Genomic DNA, 19,805 nt, shown 5'->3' on the forward strand with positions numbered 1-19,805 from the left:
GGCTTAGGGACGGAGCAAAACCCCGACCGATTTTATTATTTCCAGCTGATTAAGCTGTAGTTCTTTTTACCGCGGCGCAGCAGCGTGTACTTATCGAACAGGCGGTCATCAGCGCTAAACGCATACTCGGCGTTAGTCTGCAGCGTGCCGTTAATGCTGACGGATTTGGCATCAATCAGTTTGCGCGCCTGCCCGCGGGAGGGGGCCAGTTCAGAATCAACCAGCGCCTGCTGCAGATCCTGACCGGACTCCAGCTCCACGCCCGGCATACCGTCCTGCGCCAGCTGCGCCAGATCCTGCTCTGTCAGCTCGCTCAGTGCGCCGGAGAACAGGCTTTGGGTGATGCGTTTAGCCGCCACCAGGCCCTCTTCGCCGTGCACCAGTCTGGTGACCTGCTCGGCCAGGACATACTGGGCGCGGGGTGCTTTGCCGCTGTTTTTGTCTTCTTCTTCCAGCGCATTGATCTCGTCAATGCTCATAAAGGTGAAGAACTTCAGGAAGCGATAAACGTCAGCGTCAGCGGTGTTGATCCAGAACTGATAGAACTTATACGGGCTGGTTTTCTTCGCGTCCAGCCACACTGCGCCACCTTCGGTCTTGCCAAATTTGGTGCCGTCTGACTTGGTGATCAGCGGAACGGTCAGGCCAAAGACCTGATTCTGATGCAGGCGGCGCGTCAGATCGATGCCGGAGGTAATGTTGCCCCACTGGTCGGAACCCCCAATCTGCAGCGCCACGCCGTGACGCTCGTTCAGGCAGGCAAAGTCATAGCCCTGCAGCAGGTTGTAAGAGAATTCGGTGAAGGAGATCCCCTGGTCATCGCGGTTCAGGCGCTGCTTAACGGCTTCCTTGTTGATCATCTGATTCACAGAGAAATGCTTGCCGATATCACGCAGGAAGGTCAGCACGTTCATGCCGCCAAACCAGTCATAGTTATTGGCCGCAATGGCGCTGTTGTCACCGCAGTTAAAATCGAGGAACGGTGCTACCTGGTGGCGGATTTTTTCCACCCACTCATTCACGGTATCGCTGGTGTTCAGCTTGCGCTCGGCCGCTTTAAAACTCGGGTCACCGATCAGACCGGTAGCCCCACCGACCAGTGCCACAGGCTTGTGTCCGGCATCCTGAAAACGCTTCAGGCAGAGCAACGGCACCAGATGCCCCAAATGCAAGCTGTCGGCAGTCGGATCGAAACCGCAATAGAGAGCGATTGGCCCCTGTGCCAGTCGTTCTGCTAACGCTTCCTCGTCCGTTACCTGGGCAACAAGGCCCCGCTCTTGCAATTGTTTGATCAGGTTACTGCTGGCCATCTAAGACTCCATGTAAAAAAAGTCTGCACCTGGGCTGGTACACAGCTTTCCGCTGAAACGCGGAGAAAAAATAAGGGGTATAGAATAAAGCGCGGGATCGGGCTGGTCCAGCGCTTAGCGGCATTATTTCGTGTTTACGGTGCCAGGCGGTCAATTTTCCACGCATCGCCTTCGCGCTGGTAGAAAAATCGGTCATGCAGGCGGTGAGCCCCCCCCTGCCAGAACTCCATTGAGTCGATTTTGATGCGGTAGCCACCCCAGAAACTCGGCAAGGGGATCTCGCCCTGCTGAAACTTCTGCTTCAGCTCGAGGAACTTGCCTTCCAGCACGCCACGCGCCGAAATACGGCTCGACTGCTTTGACACCCAGGCACCGAGCTGGCTGTCGCGCGGGCGGCTGTGGAAATACTTCACCACTTCCAGCGTCGACAGGCGTTCCACGCTGCCCAGCACCATCACCTGGCGCTCCAGCATATGCCATGGGAACAGCAGGCTGATGCGCGGATTGGTTTCCAGCTGCTTCGCTTTGCGGCTCCCCAGATTGGTATAAAACACCATACCCTGAGCATCGAAATGCTTGAGCAGCACGATACGTTGATAGGGCTGGCCCTGCTCGTCTACGGTCGCGACGCTCATGGCCGTCGGATCCGGCAGCTGAGCCTCAACCGCCTGGTTAAGCCAGTGTTCAAACAGGCTCAACGGGTCTTCAGGAAGATCCTTGCGGCGCAGGCCACCGCGCGTATATTCACGGCGCAGATGGGCTATTTGTTGCAGGTGATCGCTGTCGGTCATCATTGCGGCTTCTGAGTAGTGAGGGATACGGCATTGTGCGCCGCACCCTGCAATATTTCAATCAGTTAACGGGCTGGAACCTGCTGACAGTCGTTAATAATTATTCGGTCGTTGCGCTCAACAAAGGCACTCTCGCCCTTTGACCAGAAGGTATAATGACCGTCACTGTAGCGGGTGCCGGAAGCCGCAACCTGCTGCTTCAGAACCAGCTGTTCACCGTCCAGAATCAGGCTCACTTCCTCTTTGCTGTTATCCAGCTTCACCGTCAGCGGCAGGGTGCCACAGGTATAATGCAGTGTTTGCACCTGCTCTTGATCCTCTGGCTGGAAATAGCTACAGCCGGACAGGGCAACCAGTAAGCCTGCGAGATACCACTTTTTCATCATTCACTCCTTGTTAGTTCTCCACTCTGCAGTCAGGGTAGAGTGCCGTTTCAGACGATGCAATCAGCGAATTGGACGGTTTGCCGGGAATATTGCCCCGATAACAGAGGCTTCGCGCGCGCCGGTAACGGAGGGCAGATTGCCCGGCAGGCCGCTCAGCGTGCGCCAGGCTAGCCAGGCAAATGCCAGCGCCTCCATATCGTCTCCGCCGATCCCTGCCTCGTCCGTGCTGCTGACTTCGGTTCCCGCCAGCTGCGCCGCAATGCGCGCCATCAGCAGTGGATTACGCCCGCCGCCGCCACACACCAGCAGACGGTCACAACCGCCGCTCAGCAATACCTGCTCGCAAATCGTGGTGGCGGTCAGTTCCACCAGCGTCGCCTGCACATCCTGCGCTGCCAGCCCCGGGAAGGTGGAGAGTTGCTGTTCCAGCCAGCTGAGGTTGAAGTATTCTCGTCCGGTGCTTTTCGGTGCGGCCAGGGCGAAGTACGGGTCGCTCAGCATCTGCTGCAACAGCGGCCAGACTACGCTGCCCGATGCTCCCCATGCGCCATCCTTATCGTATGGCAGCCCCTGCTGACGCCAGACCCAGGCGTCCATCAGCATATTGCCGGGACCGGTGTCAAAACCGCGCAGCGTTTTGCCCGGCAGTAACAGGGAAAGATTGGCGATGCCACCGATATTCAGCACCATTCGCCGCTCGGTGGGATGGCTGAGCACTGCGTGATGAAACGCCGGGACCAGCGGCGCACCCTGCCCGCCAAGGGCCATATCGCGGCGGCGGAAATCGCCCACTACCGTAATCCCCGTCGCGGCAGCAATCTGGTTGTTGTCACCGATCTGCAGAGTGTTTGGCGCATCCCCCAGCGGCTCATGCCACACCGTCTGCCCGTGGCAACCTATGGCGACAATCTCCTCGCTGGCGATCCCCTGCTGTTTCAGCAACGCCTGCACGGCCTCGGCGAACAGTCGTCCCAGGCGGGTATCCAACTGGCCTAATTGTGAAAGCGTTAGCGACTGTCCCTGACATATCGCAAGGATCTGCAAGCGCAGTTCCTGAGGGATAGGATGACTGTAGCTTGCCTGCTGTGCCACCATCTGACCATCAATGGCGGCCAGTACCACATCAATACCATCAAGACTGGTACCGGACATCACGCCAATGTAGCGCCCTGAATTCATGCTTTACCCCTACCCGGGTGTGAGTTTCATGCTCCCAGCCTGGCAAAATTAACGCCGCAATTCTATGATTTAGGCATCTTTAATTGGCGATGAAATTTATCTGGCATTTTATGTTGTGATTGAAGCGACGTTTAATCGCGTTGCATTATGTTTCTGCGGTGCTTTTACAAACTATTAGTGAGTAACGTGCCGGTTGTGCCATATAATAATGCTATTGACCGCTGCTATGGTTGGCAGCACCTGTAACAGATAGGAGTTCTATTATGATGAAGCGTTTAGTCGTGGTGGCGCTTGCCGGGATGACGCTAGCTGGCTGTGTGAATGACAACACCCTTTCCGGTGATGTTTACAGTGCCTCTGAAGCGAAACAGGTGCAGAGAGTGACCTATGGCACGCTGGTTTCTGTGCGTCCGGTACAGATCCAGGGTGGCGATGATAGCAATATTATCGGGGCGATTGGTGGTGCAGTGCTGGGTGGTTTCCTTGGTAACACCGTCGGTGGCGGTACCGGGCGCAGCCTTGCCACGGCAGCCGGTGCCGTGGCGGGTGGTGTAGCAGGCCAGGGCGTGCAGGGCTCTCTGAACAAGAGCCAGGGTGTAGAGCTGGAAATCCGTCAGGATGATGGCAACACCATCATGGTGGTACAGAAACAGGCAGCCAGCCGTTATGCCGTTGGCCAGCGTGTTTCCATGGCGTCAAACGGCAGCCAGGTCACCGTTTCCCCACGCTAATCCGCAATCCGCTCGTATGATAAAAAAACCGGCCTGAGAGCCGGTTTTTTTATTCGTCTTTTCCCTGAAGTTCAAGGATATTTTTTTCCAACCTGGCGATCAGCGTCACCATCTTGTCGATCTCCGCCTGCGAAATGCCCGCGAGGATATCATCGCGAGTGGCGTCAATAACGTGCTCAACCTGAGTGATAATCGGCTCGGCCTGTTGTGTCAGCTTGATGCGTTTCGCCCTGCGGTCACTGGCGCAGGTGCTGCGCGTAATCAAACCTTTCTCTTCAAGCTGGTCCAGCGTGCGTACCAGAGAAGGCTGTTCGATACCAATGGCTTTTGCTAACTGAATCTGCGACTGCTCAGGCGGAAGCTGATGGATATTATGCAACGTAACCCAGTGGGTTTGCGTCAGCTCCAACGGCTTGAGTCGCTGATCGATCAGAGCACGCCAGATGCGTACTAATCTTGCAAGGTCGGTTCCCAAGGGGGTATCCAATTTCAACTCCTTATAATTAGCTTGCTAGCTATCACGCCTCATTCTAGACTATTCTGCGAGTTTACAGGACAAAATACAAATCCATCCTTAGAGATGTCGTATTAAGTTGTCGGTCGCCTGCAACGCACCGGGAAGAAGGATTCAGCGTTTGATAACATCACTTTTGCCCTCAGCAAGTCCCTTCACCGACCTGGTGTTGGGTGCTTCGCTCTATTTTCCACCGCTGTTTAAAGCCGTTTTACTCGGTTTTTTCATCTGGCTGCTGCTTCACCCCCTGCTGCGAGACTGGATGTATTCAGGTGAAATCTGGCACCCCACGCTACTGGATCTCTCGCTGTTCATTCTCTGCGTAGCAGCTTCGCTGTGGCTATTCATCACCGGGTAAGACTATGAAACTGAGTTCACTGAAGTACTTTTCAACCCTGATTTTTTTCACTGCTGCGATCGCGGCGGGCTGGTGGATGTGGAACTACTACATGCAGTCGCCGTGGACGCGTGATGGCAAAGTTCGTGCTGAACTGGTGAGCATCACGCCGCAGGTTTCCGGACGAATTGAGAAGCTGGACGTTGAGGACAACCAGTTTGTTCACAAAGGGGAGCGGCTGTTCACGCTGGATGATGAACCTTTCCGGATTGCCGTGCTCAATGCAGAGGCAAAGCTGGCGCAGGCGCAGTCTGACCTCGTCAAAGCAGAGCATGAAGCCCGCCGCCGCCAGAACCTGCCGCGTAATGTGATTTCCGCAGAAGATCTCGATGCGGCCAACCTGCAGGCAAAATCGATGGATTCAGCCGCGAAAGCTGCGCAGGCGGAGCTGGATCAGGCTAAGTGGAATCTGTCACAAACGGTGGTTTATGCGCCCACCGATGGCTGGATTAATAATCTGGCTACGCGTATCGGCGATTACGCCACCACCGGAACGCCCCTGTTTGTGCTGGTCGATAGCCACTCTTTCTATGTTGTCGGCTATTTTGAAGAGACCAAGCTGCGCCACATCAAACCCGGTGCGCAGGCCAATATTCGTCTCTACAGCGACGACCGTCAACTCGCGGGAACCGTGCAAAGCATTGGCCGGGCTATCTACGATCAAAGTGTAGAAACTGACAGCGGGCTGACGCCGGATATCAAACCGAATGTTCCCTGGGTCAGGCTGGCACAGCGTGTTCCCGTGCGAATAAAGCTTGCGAACGTCCCTCCGGACGCATCGCTGGTTGCCGGAACAACCTGTACCATTTCGATCCAGCACTGAGGCCCTGATGAATTTTAGCTGGCTGGAATGGCAGCAACTTCCGTGGATCAAAGCCACGAGTGGCCAATGGCGCTATGCCCTGCGCAACGCGATTGCCATGTGTCTGGCGCTGAGCATCGCTTACGGATTACAGCTGGATGAACCCTACTGGGCAATGACCTCCGCTGCCGTAGTCAGTTTCCCTACCCTGGGCGGCGTAATCAGTAAAAGCCTGGGCCGTATTGTCGGCAGCATGCTAGGGGCCGCTGCCGCGCTGATTATTGCCGGGCATACCCTGAACGACCCATGGCTTTTTGCTGTGGCCATTGCTGGCTGGCTGGCGCTCTGCACCTGGGTGTCGAATCATTATCAAAATAACGTCGCTTATGCTTTTTCTTTGGCGGGTTATACTGCAGCAATTATCGCGTTTACCAGCGTCAACGTGGTTGAAATCGATGATATCTGGACTATCGCTCAGGCGCGCGTCTGCGAGGTTATCTCCGGGATCCTCTGCGGCGGCCTGATGATGATGATATTGCCCAGCACCTCAGATGGTGATTCGCTGATTCGCTCGCTGAAAGAGATGCACGGCAAGCTGCTGGATCACGCTACCCTGCTGTTGCAGCGTGAAAGCACCGACAATATCCGCCAAGCCCATGAGAACGTTATCGGCCAGATCCTGACGATGAACCTGTTACGTATTCAGGCATTCTGGAGCCATTATCGTTTTCGGCGGCAAAACAATGTACTCAACTATATCCTCCACCAGCAGCTGCGCCTGACCAGCGTCATCTCCAGCCTGCGGCGAATGCTGCTACTGTGGGAAAATCCGCCCGAGGTGCTGTTTAGCGCTATGCATCAGATGCTGGCCGAGTTAGCCCGTGGGGATGCTGACAAATACCGGCTGGCACAAATTCTGCGCTCTGCGGCTCCGCAGGACCGCACGGATTATCGGCATCGTGCTTTCTGGAATCGTTTACGCTATTTCTGCTGGCTGTATCTGAATATCTCGCGCTGGTTACGACAGTTTGAACGCGCAGATAGCCAGGCCTGGCTTTCGCCTCCCCCCTCACCGCCACTGGCGCGCCAGGCCGATGGCGCCGAAGCGGGGTGGAATGCCTTACGCACTTTCTGCGTTATTTTACTGGGATGTAGTTTTTCTATCGCCACTCAGTGGGAGTCGGGACCGTCAGCCCTGACGCTGGCAGCCATTAGCTGCGTGCTTTACTCATCATCCCCTTCCCCTACCAGCAGCGTTTCGCTGTTGTTAAAAACCCTTGGCCTGCTGTCGATATTCAGCTTTGTCATGAAGTTTGGCCTGATGGTGCAGGTTAACGTTCTGTGGCAATTCCTTATTGTGCTATTTCCACTGCTGCTAACTTTACAACTGTTCAAACTTCAGCAAAAAAAACGGGCGGCACTCTGGGGTCAGCTGATCGTCTTTATGGGCTCTTTCCTCGCCGTAACTAATCCACCCACCTATGATTATCAAAGCTTTATCAATGATAACCTGGCCAAAGTCTGCGGCGTGATGCTGGTTTGGATAGCCTTTCATATTCTTCGCCCCAGCTCGGACAAACGCCGCAGTCGGCGCCACATCCGTTCGCTACGCCGGGAGTTCGTTGACCAGTTAGGCAGGCACCCACGGCTCAATCAGGACAGTTTTGAGTCACTGATCTACCACCGCATTGACCAGCTCAATAACAGCCGTGACGATCAGGCCCGTTTGTGGCTGTTGCGCTGGGGAGTGGTACTACTGAACTGTTCGCATATCGCCTGGCAGCTGCGCGAATGGCGCCCTCGAACGCCTGAACTGGCGCAAATCCGCGATGCGGTTCTGAAGGATCTGCAAACCATCATCAGCGAGCGCGGTGTTCATCACGTTTCACTCAATGACACGCTCAACACGCTGCAGCAGCGCATTGATATGTTGAGCCGTGCTCAGGAAGAACAGGAAACGGAACTGGCGGGCATTATCTGGCGCTTACTCTGTTCGTTGTCACAGCTCAGACAGGGCTAAACCCAGTTTTTGCGCAGTCGCTCTGAAAATTAATAACAGGCGGTATTATTTTTACGCAGACAGGTTTAATCTCCTCGCCAGTGAGCATAAAATAGCCGACGGAGAACGACACCGTGTTCAGGGAGGATGAGATGCATACTGGGATGAAAAACAGACACTCGCACGATGATTTAACGGTTATCAGGCTTTCACAGCAAGAAATGCAGCGATCTCAACAGGTGATGGCGTCATCTCTGCATGAGCTGAAACAGGCGCAGCAGGCCTCTGATTTATCACTGCAGGACGTGAAGCAAACGCAACAGGCGATGGCATCATCACTGCACGAGCTGAAACAGGCGCAGCAGGCAACTGATTTATCGCTGCAGGACGTGAAGCAAACGCAACAGGTGATGGCGTCATCACTGCACGAGCTGAAACAGGCGCAGCAGGCGACTGATTTATCGCTGCAGGACGTGAAGCAAACGCAACAGGTGATGGCGTCTTCAATGCACGAGCTGAAACAGGCGCAGCAGGCGACTGATTTTTCGGTGCAGGAGCTGAAAATTTCATTTCAGAAAATGGATGTTTCACAGCAGGAAATGAAGCAGTCGCAGCAGGAAATGAAACTCGATATTCGCGCGCTGCAGCAGGGCCAGTTGGGTCTGGTGAAAGACATTTCGGGGCTGGTTAAACGCCAGGAGCTGGAAGAACTGCGTGCGGAAACCCAGGAAGAGTTTCGCCTGGTGCGTTGTGAAATGCGCAGTATGCGCACCGAACTTAAAGCAGAAATCGGCATCCTAAGAAACGATGCGCGTGCCGATTTCAGGCTGCTGTTCGGAGCGTTAATTACCCTCGCCATTGGCATGACAGGCCTGCTGGCGAAGGCATTTCACTGGATATAAGAGTTTAAGGTACGTCGTATCCCAGTGCAGCTTTACGGATGCGGAACCACTGCTGGCGGTTCAGCGTTATCTGTGTTGAAGCAGCTGAACTGCGCACGCGCTCAATTTTCCCACTGCCGATAATCGGTAATGGTTGCGAAGGAAGTTGCAGTATCCACGCATAAATCAGCTGCTCGATCGTTTCGGCTCCGGTTTCCTGCTGAATGAGCTTGAGCTCATCGCGCAACGGCTGATATTCCGCGCCGGTAAACATTTTACCACCCGCCAGGCATGACCACGCCATGGGTTTAATGCGCAGCTGCTGACACTGGTCGAGAGTACCGTCCAACAGAAGGGGCTGATAAACCGGGGAAATCTCCACCTGATTGGTGACCAGCGTAAACGGTAGTCGCGACTGCAGCAGGGAAAACTGCGTGGGAGTAAAGTTGGAGACGCCAAAGTGCTTAACCTTGCCGCTTTGATGCAACTGCAGGAAGGCACTGGCCACCTCGTCCGCATCCATCAGCGGATCGGGGCGGTGGATCAACAACAAATCGAGATAATCAGTATTAAAGTGACGCAGGGAGTTGTCGGCGCTCTGAATAATATGCGCAGCATCGGTGATGTAGTGGCCAAGCTTGTGGTCTGGGTTCGCCGTAGTGGCAATACCGCATTTGGTCACCAGCTCCAGACGCTCGCGCAGCTGAGGCTGCAAACGTAGCGCTTTACCGAATTCAGCTTCACACAGATAGCCGCCATAGATATCGGCATGATCGACAGTAGTTATGCCGCACTCAAGGTGCTGTTCGATAAAACTGACCAGCTGCTGCGAGGTCATTTCCCACTCCATCAGCCGCCAGTAGCCCATCACCATGCGGGAAAAAACCGGGCCCTGTGGGGCGATCTGCACGCGTTGTAACATCTGTACTCTCCGTTAGCGAAATGACTAAACGCATGATACACCATCACTCCGCACCGGAAGCACGTTGCCGTCAAGCTTACCGTCAAAACAGCGTTGGCTGTTCCGGTTCGTCAGGTGCAGCTGCCGCGCCCACTCTCTGCAGCCGCAGAAAGCGCTGGCGACACAGGCGTAGTACCTCGCGCTTTTGCGCATCACTGAATTTCATCCAGTTAAACCGCTCGTCGCGGCTGCGCAGACAGCCCCGGCAGTATCCGCGATCGTCCGCCTGGCAGATCCCGCGGCAGGGACTGGGTACCGGGAAAAACTCAAGTTGTTCAGCCACCCTAACTCCTGATTGCTCTACCTGATATTTATTGAAGACGGCTCAGTCGATGTCTGCAAGCGTGACGCGGTGGTTTTTACTGAAATAATCGCGCAATGCGCGTATTGCCTGGCGGCTTTTTTCCGGTAAAACCCGTTCGAGCGTCAGCGCCGTTAATTTTAGCGGCGCCGCACGCCACTCCGGTAACAGCAGCATTAGTTGACCACTACGCAGCTCTTCCTGAATTTCCTGCAGCGGCTGAAGCGATAGCCCCATTCCCGCCACGGTAAAAGCGCGCATCACGTGCATACTGTCGCTAACCACCTGCCCTTCGGCAAGACGCAGGGTCAGCTCGCCTTCACGCGGATGATGGAAGTCGATGTGGCGATGAGAGTGGTGTCCGTGGATCCAGCGATGCGCTGACAGTGCCTGCGGCGTCTCCGGTACGCCATAACGGGTAAGGTAAGCCGGTGCCGCACAGATCACCATCGGCCACTCAGCCAGCGGGTGAGCAATGATGTTGGCATCGCTCAACTGGCGGCTAAAACGCAGCGCAATATCAATGCGATGTTCAATCATATCCAGCACGTTATCGGTGGCAATAATACGCAGACGAAGGCCGGGATGCTGCTGCAGTAACGGTGATAGCGCACTGCACAGTGGCTGGCCACCGATCCCCGGCGTAGAACTGATGCGCAGCTCCCCGGTCAAGGTATCACGCATCTCAGCCAGCCTTTGCTCCGCCTCCTGGGCATTTTTAAGCATCGCCTCACAGCCCGGATAGAATGCTGCACCGGCCTCGGATAGCGTCAGCTTACGGGTCGAACGGTGCAGCAACGGCACGCCGACCGCCTGCTCAAGCGCGCGCAAATGCTGACTGACTGCAGAGGGTGACATAGCCAGGCAGCGTGCTGCCGCCGCAAGAGAACCTTCCCTGACCACGGTGGCAAACACCGCCATACGGTTGAGTTTTTCCATGATTAGTAAGTATTACTTCATTATAAAAGCATAAATATGCCACTTATCGCTCTGCTTGTTAAGCTGTAGAGTGCAATACACACTTACAGAGGAGCATTGCTATGAAAATTACCATCATTGGCGCAAGCGGTTTTGTCGGGCCGGACATCGTTAAAGAAGCACTGGCACGCGGCCACCAGGTGGTCGCCGTTTCCCGCTCCGGCAAAAATTTGCCTGTGGATAGCCATCTGACTCAGGCACTGGGTGATATCCACGACAGCGAGTGGTTGAGCGGCGTACTTAACGGTCAGGATGCGGTTATCAGCGCCTATAATCCCGGCTGGGCAGAGAGCGACCTGTTTGAAAAATTCACGCGCGGCAGCAATCAGATTCTGACAGCGGTGAAAAGCAGTGGCGTGCAGCGTTTGCTGGTGGTTGGCGGTGCGGGCAGTCTTGAGGTCGCTCCGGGGGTTGAACTGGTCGATACTGAGGCATTCCCGGCGAATATCAAGCCCGGAGCGCTGGGAGCGCGGGCATTACGTAATCAGCTACAGGCAGAAGAGGGCCAGCTGGAGTGGACCTATCTCTCGCCTGCGGCATTTCTTGAACCCGGGCCGCGCACCGCACAATTCCGGGTTGGCAACACCTCGCTACTGATGAATGGTGATAAGCCCGCTTCAATCAGCGTCGCCGACCTGGCGGTGGCAATCCTTGATGAGATCGAAAAGCCACAGCATATCCGCCAGCAATTTACCGTTGCTTACTAATTTACCCAGCCCGCTGCGGTGGGCTAATCACACGATGGTTAAAAGGTTAAGGTTTACCTAAGGTTTTCTGGCTATGATACGCTAAGATTATTCTGCATTTGGAATGCCATGAAACCCTTGTTTACTAAGTTACGTTGTAACGAAATTACGTTTAATCTTATCGCTGCGCTTTTCTTTACCCTGGTTTTAAACAGTGTCTTTATTGTCCGGGCCTGGGAAACCATCCCTTACCTCCATTTTCCTGACTACCTGTTTGCCGCCTCTATCCCACTGGTGCTGTTCTGCGCGTTCACCCTGATTTTTAGCGTGCTGGCTTTACCGTGGCTGCGTAAACCGCTGCTGGCTGTGCTGATTCTGGCGGGCGCAGCGGCCAACTATTTTATCTACAGTTTCGGTACCGTGATCGATACCAATATGATCCAGAACGTATTTGAAACGGATGTGCAGGAAGCGACCGCACTGTTCAACCTGCGCTATCTGGTGTGGATGCTGCTGCTTGCAGCTTTACCTGTTGCCCTGCTCTGCCTGACAAAAATTGAGAACAATCGTCCGTGGTGGATGGCCATTGCATGGCGCGCCGTGACCTCTCTTGCTGCCGTGGTGCTAATACTGTTGGCCGCGGCGCTCTTCTATAAAGACTACGCCTCAATGATCCGCAATAACAAAGGGCTGGTAAAAATGGTCACCCCGGCGAATGTGGTCAGCGGCATCGGCCACTATGTGGATAATCGCTGGTTTGCTGGCGATCAGACGCTGGTCAAAATTGGCGAAGATGCCAAAAAAGGTCCTGTTATTCTCGGGGCAAAGAAAAAGACCCTGGTTATTTTCGTGCTGGGTGAAACTGCGCGGGCAGAAAACTTCTCACTTGGCGGCTATGCCCGCGAGACGAATCCAAAACTCAAGCGTGATAATGTCATCTATTATCAGCATGCCACCTCGTGCGGCACGGAAACTGCCATCTCTGTACCCTGCATGTTTTCTAATATGCCGCGTGAAAATTATGATGCCAGCCTCGCCCGCCATCAGGAAGGCCTGCTCGATGTGATGGCCCATGCGGGCGTTACCGTAATGTGGCGTGAAAATGATGGCGGCTGCAAAGGCGCCTGCAATCGCGTACCGCATACCGATATGACCAAATGGAACGTCACCGCACTGTGTAAAAGCGATTACTGCCTTGATGATGTTCTGCTGCACCGACTGAATAACTACATTGACAGCGTGAAGGATGACGCAGTAATTGTTCTGCATCAGATGGGCAGCCACGGCCCGGCGTACTATCTGCGTTATCCCGCTGAAATGCGCCAGTTCACGCCAACCTGCGACAGCAATCAGATTCAGGATTGCGACCATCAGGCACTGGTCAACACCTATGACAACTCGATCCTCTATACCGACTCGATGCTGGACAGCACCATTAGCCTGCTAAAGTCATACAGCGATAAATTCAACGTGGCGATGGTCTATCTTTCCGATCATGGTGAATCACTTGGCGAGCGTGGCATGTATCTGCACGGCGCGCCGTATCTCTTTGCGCCCAGTCAGCAAACGCATATTCCCTTGCTGCTGTGGATGTCGCCGGACTATGCCAGTACGTTTGGCATTAATCAGCAGTGTCTGAAACAGCAGGCTGAGCAGGATGATGTCTCGCAGGACAATATTTTTCATACCCTGCTGGGGATGCTTAACATAGAAACTAAAGAGTATCAGCCGAAGCTGGACATGATCCGTTCGTGCCGGCAAGGGGTATAAAGGGTTGAATGCGACCGTTCGGTCTAGTACCCTGCTGCGATGAATAAAACGACCCGCTTTGACACAAGAGAGCATCTGCTCAATACCGGCGAACAGCTCTGCCTGCAGTGCGGCTTCAACGGTATGGGCCTGATCGCGCTGCTGAAACAGGCAGAAGTGCCTAAAGGGTCGTTCTATCACTATTTTCCTTCTAAGGAAGCGTTCGGCGTGGCGATGCTTGAGCGTTACTTCGCCCGCTATCATCAGCGCCTGTCTGACTATCTCAATGATCATCAGATAAGCTATCGTCAGCGCGTACTGGATTACTATCAGCAGTCGCTTTCGTTCTGCCAGGAGAGCAGCTTCGCCGGGTGCCTGTCGGTTAAGCTGTCGGCCGAAGTCTGCGATCTCTCTGAAGCGATGCGCAGCGCGCTGCATGCCGGGTCTGAAGCATTGATGGCCACGCTGGTCAAGGCGCTGATGAAAGCGCAGCAGCAGGGTACGCTGTCAGCCGAAATCAACTGCTCCCAGTGCGCAGTAACGTTATACACTTTGTGGCTGGGAGCCAGCCTGCAAAGTAAAATCTGCCGTGACAATGCGCCGTTGCTCAACGCATGGCAGGAAATGACACGCATTCTACGCGAAGCGTAAAAAAACCACCTTTTCTAGTCGACCGGTCTACCAGGAGTAAGTTATGGAACTGAAAAAACTGTTCACCCCTCTCAAAACCGGCGCAATCACCGTGCCGAACCGCATTTTTATGGCACCGCTGACGCGTCTGCGCAGTATTGAACCCGGTGATATCCCGACTCCGCTGATGGGCGAATATTACCGTCAGCGCGCCAGCGCAGGATTAATTATTACCGAAGCCACACAGATCAGTGCGCAGGCGAAAGGCTATGCCGGTGCGCCAGGCTTACATTCGGCTGAACAGATCGGCATGTGGAAAGCCATCAATGAAGGTATTCATCAGGATGGCGGTCACAGTGCCGTTCAGCTGTGGCACACCGGACGTATCTCGCACACTAGCGTGCAGCCTGAGGGCGCGGCGCCGGTATCGGCTTCCGCCATTAATGCTGAAACGCGCACTTCACTGCGTGATGACGCGGGTAACGCCATGCGCGAAGCCACCTCGACGCCACGCGCCCTGACAACCGAAGAAGTGGCCGGTGTGGTCAATGATTTCCGTCAGGCAGTCAGCAACGCTCGCGAAGCTGATTTTGACCTGGTTGAGCTGCACAGCGCTCACGGTTACCTGATCCATCAGTTCCTGTCCCCTGCCTCAAACCAGCGTGACGACCAGTACGGCGGCAGCATCGAAAATCGCACGCGTTTCGCGCTGGAAGTGGTTGATGCCGCGATCGCCGCCTGGAGCGCAGACCGCATCGCTATCCGTATTTCACCTCTGGGCCCGTTTAATGGACTGGACAATGGTGAAGATCAGGAAGAAGCCGCACTGTATTACATTGCTGAGCTGGCAAAACGCCAACTTGCCTATCTGCATATTTCTGAACCAGACTGGGCGGGCGGGAAGCCATACAGCGAGAGCTTCCGTAAGGCTATCCGTGCCGTTTACCCTGGCGTGATTGTCGGAGCCGGCGGTTACACCGCAGAAAAAGCGGAAACGCTGATTGAACAGGGCCTGATCGACGCCGTTGCTTTTGGCCGCAGCTACATTGCCAACCCGGACTTGGTCGAGCGCCTGAAAAAGAACGCTGAACTGAATGAACCACAGCCGGAAACCTTCTACGGTGGCGGTGCAAAAGGCTATACCGATTACCCGGTTCTGGGCTAAGGGTTCGCAGCGGTTGCTATAACCGCTATACTGGATTTTTTACGTCATCCACCGATGGCGCCGATACATGAGGATGTTATGCGTTTACTTCACACCATGCTGCGCGTTGGCGATCTGCAACGCTCCGTTGATTTTTACACTAAGGTGCTGGGCATGAAGCTGCTGCGCACCAGTGAAAACACCGAATATAAGTACACCCTCGCGTTTGTCGGCTATACCGAAGAGAGTGAAGGTGCCGTTATCGAGCTGACCTATAACTGGGGCGTAGATAAGTATGACCTCGGCAATGCTTATGGTCATATCGCACTGGGCGTAGACGATTGTGCCGCCACCTGCGACCGCATTCGTAATGATGGTGGCAATGTCACCCGTGAAGCCGGCCCGGTAAAAGGCGGCAGTACCATTATTGCTTTTGTTGAAGATCCGGACGGTTATAAAATCGAACTGATCGAAAACAAACATGCTGGTCACGGTCTGGGCAATTAATTGTTTAGGGTGCCTTTTTGGCACCCTCTCCCTTCCTGTTTGCTGCATCCTGCAGTGAAATTTGCCATAATGTGCGCTGCCTTTTTTCCGCCTATGAGATGCCGATGTCTGAATCGAATGAACTGAACACCCTGAGCAGCCGTTTTCGCGGTTTTTATCCAGTGGTGATTGACGTTGAAACCGCCGGTTTTGATGCCAAAACTAACGCTTTACTGGAAATCGCTGCGGTCACGCTTAAGATGGACGACAATGGCTGGCTGGAAAAAGATGAGACGCTGCACTTCCATGTCGAACCCTTTGTCGGCTCAGTTCTGCAACCCGAAGCGCTGGCGTTCAACGGCATCGACCCGAACAACCCTTTGCGCGGCGCAGTGAGCGAGTACGAAGCGCTGCATGCGATTTTCAAACTGGTGCGTAAAGGCGTGAAGGATCAGGGCTGTAACCGGGCGATCATGGTGGCACACAACGCAACTTTCGACCTGAACTTTATGAACGCCGCCGCCGAGCGCGCCAGCCTGAAGCGCAACCCTTTCCATCCGTTTGTCACCTTTGATACGGCGGCATTGAGTGGTCTGGTGCTGGGGCAAACCGTTCTGGCTAAAGCCTGCACCACTGCCGGCATCGCTTTTGATAATACCCAGGCACACTCCGCACTGTATGACACGCTGCAGACCGCGGATCTGTTCTGTGAACTGGTTAATCGCTGGAAACGTCTGGGCGGCTGGCCGTTGCCCGCCAGCGCCGATGATCAACAGCAGGCTTAAACGCGCTGATTGAAAGATAAAAAAAACCGGAGCCATTTGGCTCCGGTTTTTATTTTGGGTGCACTCTCAAGCTTTAACGCTTATTCAGACGCTTCGCTCGGATATTTTGCCGCAGTTTCTTTAATCAGACTCTGCAGTTCGCCGCGCTGGTACATTTCAATGATGATATCGCAGCCGCCGACCAGCTCACCGTCAACCCACAGCTGTGGGAAGGTCGGCCAGTTGGCATACTTCGGCATTTCAGCACGGATGTCCGGGTTCAGCAGAATATCAACATAGGCGAAACGCTCGCCGCAAGCTGAAAGCGCCTGAACAGCCTGCGCGGAGAAGCCGCAGCTTGGCAGTTTCGGGGAGCCTTTCATATACAGCAGGATCGGGTTTTCTGCGATCTGGCGCTGAATTTTTTCAACAGTACTCATAAATGCCTTCCTCAATACGATACTTCGTGTTTAGTTATTGTAGCGATTCTGTCCAGGCGATGAAAATGACATTTTCAGCAACAGCGTCAGCTTGTGCGCTGTCGTGGAACAGGTGATGGTGACAAAATAACATTTTCTTATCATCAATTCTCCCTCTGTCATGCGCGAAAGTGCAGTAACCGCTGACTTAACCACCTGATTGTGCTCAATTTCAAAGCGTTTACTTGATCTGTATTATTGAAACAAAAAAGACCTTACCTTTTGTTAAGAAGTTAGATTAGAATCGGGTCAACCTTCTGCTTTAGCGCAGAAATCACTTTTTCTGGCTGTGTTGCAGTGTTTTGCAGCGCACAAACTGTTAATGAGAACAATGCGTTCACTCATCACACTCATTCTGCTGGCCTTTGCTCAGCTATTTTTTAACCTGGCGCACGCATCGCCACATGCTCCTATTAATGCAAATCAACATAAAGTTGATAGCAGCGCTGCCAGTAAGGATGACCGGCGTAAACGCCGCCCGGTCAAAGCCGCCTCAACCAAAAAAGTCAAAGAACCCCTCAGCAAAAAAAGTAAACAACCAGCCAAAACCACGCGTACAACCGTTGCGCAGAAACTTAAGCTGAAAAAGAAACCTGCTGCTGAGCCGGTAAATAAGATTAACGTCGCAAAAAACAAAACCACGGCTAAAAAGCTGGCTAAGAACGAAGGCAAAAAACGCTACGGTCGCCAGCGCGCAGATAAAAAACTCGAATCGCGCGTAGCAGAGAGTACCAATGCGCCGCTCAAGCTGAGCAAAGCTCACCGCGCGCGCTATCAGAAAGCTCGTGAGACAGCGATGAATAAACTGATGGGTCAGCTAGGGAAACCCTACCAGTGGGGCGGAACCTCGCCAAAAACCGGCTTCGACTGCAGTGGGCTGGTTTGGTATGCCTATAAAGATTTAGTGAAATTCAAGATCCCACGTACCGCGAATGAGATGTATCACCTGCGTGACGCGGCCTCGATCAAACGCGATGAGTTGGAAAAAGGCGATTTGGTATTTTTCCGCATTAATGGTCGCGGCACTGCCGACCATGTGGGCGTCTATCTGGGCGGTGGGAAATTTATCCAGTCACCACGCACCGGCAAAGATATCCAGGTGAGCGCGCTGACGGAAGACTACTGGCAGGAGCACTACATTGGTGCCCGGCGCATGATGACACCGAAAACCATTCGTTAAACGCTAAAGAGAACGGGAGGAGCGACCTCCTCCCGGTGAAACTTAGTGCATTACTGCCGTGATGCTAAACGCAATAATCATCAGCAGTGAACCCACAACCGTCAGCAGTGTCATTTTCATATCGGTATTCATTTCCCCCCCCTTAATAACCCTGTTTAAAGTAAGCCAATAGATTTTCCCACAGTAGCCCGTAAAAATCTCGTTTTCTTTGCGCAGCCTTGCTAGAATTCCTCTTTTCCGTTGCGCAACAAGCACGGAAGTGATTTTACTCAGCACCGCATGTCACTCTACGGACGATTTAACCCCATCCTGACCCTTTGAGACAGCATCCATCATTATTCTGGGCGGCCAGAAATGGCGGTGTTTAGGCAAACGTTTAACCAATTAGTTATCAGAGTGTTACGATAACGCCAGGAGTACGAGTTTAATGGCAACAATTAAGGATGTGGCAAAGCGCGCCGGTGTTTCCACCACCACCGTTTCCCATGTAATCAATAAAACGCGCTTTGTAGCTGAAGAGACGCGTGAAGCGGTATGGACGGCAATCAAAGAATTGCACTATTCTCCCAGCGCCGTTGCACGTAGTCTGAAGGTTAACCACACCAAAACTATTGGCCTGCTGGCAACGTCCAGCGAAGCCCCCTATTTTGCCGAGATTATCGAAGCCATTGAAAACCGTTGCTTTGCTAAAGGTTATACGCTGATCCTCGGCAATGCGCACAACGACATCCAGAAGCAGCAGGCTTATCTGTCGATGATGGCGCAAAAGCGCGTTGATGGCCTGTTGGTGATGTGCTCAGAATACCCCGATGAGCTGATTTCCATGCTGGAAGACAATCGTAATATCCCCATGGTGGTGATGGACTGGGGTGAATCGCGCGGCGACTTCACTGATACCGTACTGGATAACGCTTTCGAAGGTGGCTACCTTGCCGGGCGCTATTTGATTGAACGTGGGCATCGTGATATTGGCGCGATCCCGGGGCAGTTGGAGCGCAACACCGGCGGCGGCCGCCATGCTGGCTTTATCAAGGCTCTTAACGAAGCCGGCATCAGCCTGCGCGATGAGTGGCTGGTGCAGGGTGACTTCGAACCGGAATCCGGCTACCGCGCCATGCAGCAGATTTTGTCACAGAAGCAGCGCCCGACGGCGATCTTCTGCGGTGGCGATATCATGGCAATGGGGGCTATCTGTGCCGCTGATGAGATGGGCCTGCGTGTGCCACAGGATATTTCGGTGATCGGTTATGACAACGTGCGCAACGCGCGCTACTTCACGCCGGCGCTTACCACCGTCCACCAGCCAAAAGAGCGTCTGGGTGAAACTGCCTTTGATATGCTGCTCGACAGAATTACCAGCAAGCGTGAAGAGCCTCAGACCATTGAGGTGCACCCTTCGCTGATTGAGCGCCGTTCAGTGGCCGATGGCCCATTCCGCGATTATCGTCGTTAATCCT

At 54.0% G+C, this 19,805-nt stretch carries 23 protein-coding genes; 13 read left to right on the plus strand and 10 right to left on the minus strand.

The genetic code is table 11. The annotated features are described in order from the left end of the window. Window positions 1-35: 35 nt before the first annotated feature. The 4 genes from tyrS to anmK all read right to left on the minus strand — a co-directional run bounded on the left by tyrS (window position 36) and on the right by anmK (window position 3,666). Window positions 36-1,310 (minus strand): tyrosine--tRNA ligase, encoded by a 1,275-nt coding sequence (gene tyrS / locus ID864_RS15005; RefSeq protein ID WP_048916140.1) that lies wholly within the window; start codon window positions 1,308-1,310, stop codon window positions 36-38. A gap of 134 nt (window positions 1,311-1,444) precedes the next feature. Next, on the minus strand, window positions 1,445-2,101 hold the full coding sequence (gene pdxH / locus ID864_RS15010; protein ID WP_048916153.1) for a pyridoxamine 5'-phosphate oxidase: 657 nt from the start codon (window positions 2,099-2,101) through the stop codon (window positions 1,445-1,447). A gap of 65 nt (window positions 2,102-2,166) precedes the next feature. Then, the gene (locus ID864_RS15015; protein ID WP_187497763.1) at window positions 2,167-2,487 is read right to left on the minus strand and encodes an MliC family protein; all 321 of its coding nucleotides are present in this window, start codon (window positions 2,485-2,487) and stop codon (window positions 2,167-2,169) included. 60 nt (window positions 2,488-2,547) lie between these two features. Continuing rightward, window positions 2,548-3,666: an anhydro-N-acetylmuramic acid kinase gene (gene anmK, locus ID864_RS15020; protein ID WP_191150022.1), complete on the minus strand. Its 1,119-nt coding sequence runs from the start codon at window positions 3,664-3,666 to the stop codon at window positions 2,548-2,550. A gap of 263 nt (window positions 3,667-3,929) precedes the next feature. Here anmK and slyB point away from each other — a divergent pair, with 263 nt between their 5' ends. Further along, window positions 3,930-4,397, plus strand: coding sequence for an outer membrane lipoprotein SlyB (slyB, locus tag ID864_RS15025; RefSeq protein ID WP_048916143.1), 468 nt, complete (start codon window positions 3,930-3,932; stop codon window positions 4,395-4,397). 49 nt (window positions 4,398-4,446) lie between these two features. On the opposite strand, the gene slyA is transcribed toward slyB, so the two are convergent. Continuing rightward, window positions 4,447-4,890, minus strand: a complete 444-nt coding sequence (slyA, locus tag ID864_RS15030; RefSeq protein ID WP_166643177.1) for a transcriptional regulator SlyA — start codon at window positions 4,888-4,890, stop codon at window positions 4,447-4,449. Window positions 4,891-5,032: 142 nt separating this feature from the next. Between slyA and ID864_RS15035 the strand changes: the two genes are divergently transcribed. The 4 genes from ID864_RS15035 (at window position 5,033) to ID864_RS23745 (ending at window position 9,011) form a co-directional block, all read left to right on the plus strand. Continuing rightward, a complete protein-coding gene (locus tag ID864_RS15035) occupies window positions 5,033-5,269 on the plus strand; it encodes a DUF1656 domain-containing protein (RefSeq protein ID WP_191150023.1) in 237 nt (78 codons plus the stop codon). Window positions 5,270-5,273: 4 nt separating this feature from the next. Then, on the plus strand, window positions 5,274-6,131 hold the full coding sequence (locus tag ID864_RS15040) for an efflux RND transporter periplasmic adaptor subunit (RefSeq protein ID WP_133623525.1): 858 nt from the start codon (window positions 5,274-5,276) through the stop codon (window positions 6,129-6,131). Window positions 6,132-6,138: 7 nt separating this feature from the next. Continuing rightward, window positions 6,139-8,130 (plus strand): FUSC family protein, encoded by a 1,992-nt coding sequence (locus ID864_RS15045; RefSeq protein WP_191150024.1) that lies wholly within the window; start codon window positions 6,139-6,141, stop codon window positions 8,128-8,130. Window positions 8,131-8,330: 200 nt separating this feature from the next. Continuing rightward, a complete protein-coding gene (locus ID864_RS23745) occupies window positions 8,331-9,011 on the plus strand; it encodes a hypothetical protein (RefSeq protein WP_224750522.1) in 681 nt (226 codons plus the stop codon). Window positions 9,012-9,015: 4 nt separating this feature from the next. Here ID864_RS23745 and ID864_RS15055 read toward each other — a convergent pair whose 3' ends face one another. From ID864_RS15055 to ID864_RS15065, 3 genes are all read right to left on the minus strand, one after another. Then, the gene (locus ID864_RS15055; protein ID WP_048916149.1) at window positions 9,016-9,912 is read right to left on the minus strand and encodes an aldo/keto reductase; all 897 of its coding nucleotides are present in this window, start codon (window positions 9,910-9,912) and stop codon (window positions 9,016-9,018) included. An 82-nt stretch (window positions 9,913-9,994) separates the two neighbouring features. Then, window positions 9,995-10,234, minus strand: coding sequence for a DUF1289 domain-containing protein (locus ID864_RS15060; protein WP_048916150.1), 240 nt, complete (start codon window positions 10,232-10,234; stop codon window positions 9,995-9,997). A gap of 42 nt (window positions 10,235-10,276) precedes the next feature. Beyond that, on the minus strand, window positions 10,277-11,191 hold the full coding sequence (locus ID864_RS15065) for a LysR substrate-binding domain-containing protein (RefSeq protein ID WP_048916151.1): 915 nt from the start codon (window positions 11,189-11,191) through the stop codon (window positions 10,277-10,279). A gap of 101 nt (window positions 11,192-11,292) precedes the next feature. Here ID864_RS15065 and ID864_RS15070 point away from each other — a divergent pair, with 101 nt between their 5' ends. From ID864_RS15070 to rnt, 6 genes are all read left to right on the plus strand, one after another. Continuing rightward, window positions 11,293-11,937, plus strand: a complete 645-nt coding sequence (locus ID864_RS15070; protein ID WP_191150025.1) for an NAD(P)-dependent oxidoreductase — start codon at window positions 11,293-11,295, stop codon at window positions 11,935-11,937. Window positions 11,938-12,045: 108 nt separating this feature from the next. Further along, window positions 12,046-13,686: a phosphoethanolamine transferase EptA gene (gene eptA, locus ID864_RS15075; protein ID WP_191150026.1), complete on the plus strand. Its 1,641-nt coding sequence runs from the start codon at window positions 12,046-12,048 to the stop codon at window positions 13,684-13,686. A gap of 39 nt (window positions 13,687-13,725) precedes the next feature. Next, window positions 13,726-14,316, plus strand: a complete 591-nt coding sequence (locus tag ID864_RS15080; RefSeq protein ID WP_048916156.1) for a TetR/AcrR family transcriptional regulator — start codon at window positions 13,726-13,728, stop codon at window positions 14,314-14,316. Between the two features lie 43 nt (window positions 14,317-14,359). Further along, a complete protein-coding gene (gene nemA / locus ID864_RS15085; protein WP_048916157.1) occupies window positions 14,360-15,460 on the plus strand; it encodes an alkene reductase in 1,101 nt (366 codons plus the stop codon). Window positions 15,461-15,538: 78 nt separating this feature from the next. Continuing rightward, window positions 15,539-15,946 (plus strand): lactoylglutathione lyase, encoded by a 408-nt coding sequence (gloA, locus tag ID864_RS15090; protein WP_048916160.1) that lies wholly within the window; start codon window positions 15,539-15,541, stop codon window positions 15,944-15,946. Window positions 15,947-16,050: 104 nt separating this feature from the next. Continuing rightward, window positions 16,051-16,710: a ribonuclease T gene (gene rnt, locus ID864_RS15095; protein ID WP_048916158.1), complete on the plus strand. Its 660-nt coding sequence runs from the start codon at window positions 16,051-16,053 to the stop codon at window positions 16,708-16,710. A gap of 80 nt (window positions 16,711-16,790) precedes the next feature. On the opposite strand, the gene ID864_RS15100 is transcribed toward rnt, so the two are convergent. After that, window positions 16,791-17,129 carry a Grx4 family monothiol glutaredoxin gene (locus ID864_RS15100; protein WP_048916159.1) on the minus strand — a complete coding sequence of 113 codons (339 nt, stop codon included), beginning with the start codon at window positions 17,127-17,129 and terminating at the stop codon, window positions 16,791-16,793. 370 nt (window positions 17,130-17,499) lie between these two features. Here ID864_RS15100 and ID864_RS15105 point away from each other — a divergent pair, with 370 nt between their 5' ends. Beyond that, entirely contained in the window at window positions 17,500-18,348 is an 849-nt protein-coding gene (locus ID864_RS15105; RefSeq protein WP_048916161.1) for a C40 family peptidase, read from the plus strand. A gap of 42 nt (window positions 18,349-18,390) precedes the next feature. Here ID864_RS15105 and cydH read toward each other — a convergent pair whose 3' ends face one another. Next, window positions 18,391-18,480 carry a cytochrome bd-I oxidase subunit CydH gene (cydH, locus tag ID864_RS15110; protein ID WP_099754901.1) on the minus strand — a complete coding sequence of 30 codons (90 nt, stop codon included), beginning with the start codon at window positions 18,478-18,480 and terminating at the stop codon, window positions 18,391-18,393. A gap of 295 nt (window positions 18,481-18,775) precedes the next feature. Here cydH and purR point away from each other — a divergent pair, with 295 nt between their 5' ends. Then, a complete protein-coding gene (gene purR / locus ID864_RS15115) occupies window positions 18,776-19,801 on the plus strand; it encodes an HTH-type transcriptional repressor PurR (RefSeq protein WP_048916162.1) in 1,026 nt (341 codons plus the stop codon). Window positions 19,802-19,805 lie beyond the last annotated feature (4 nt).

The organism is Erwinia aphidicola, from assembly GCF_014773485.1.
GTDB lineage: Bacteria > Pseudomonadota > Gammaproteobacteria > Enterobacterales > Enterobacteriaceae > Erwinia > Erwinia aphidicola.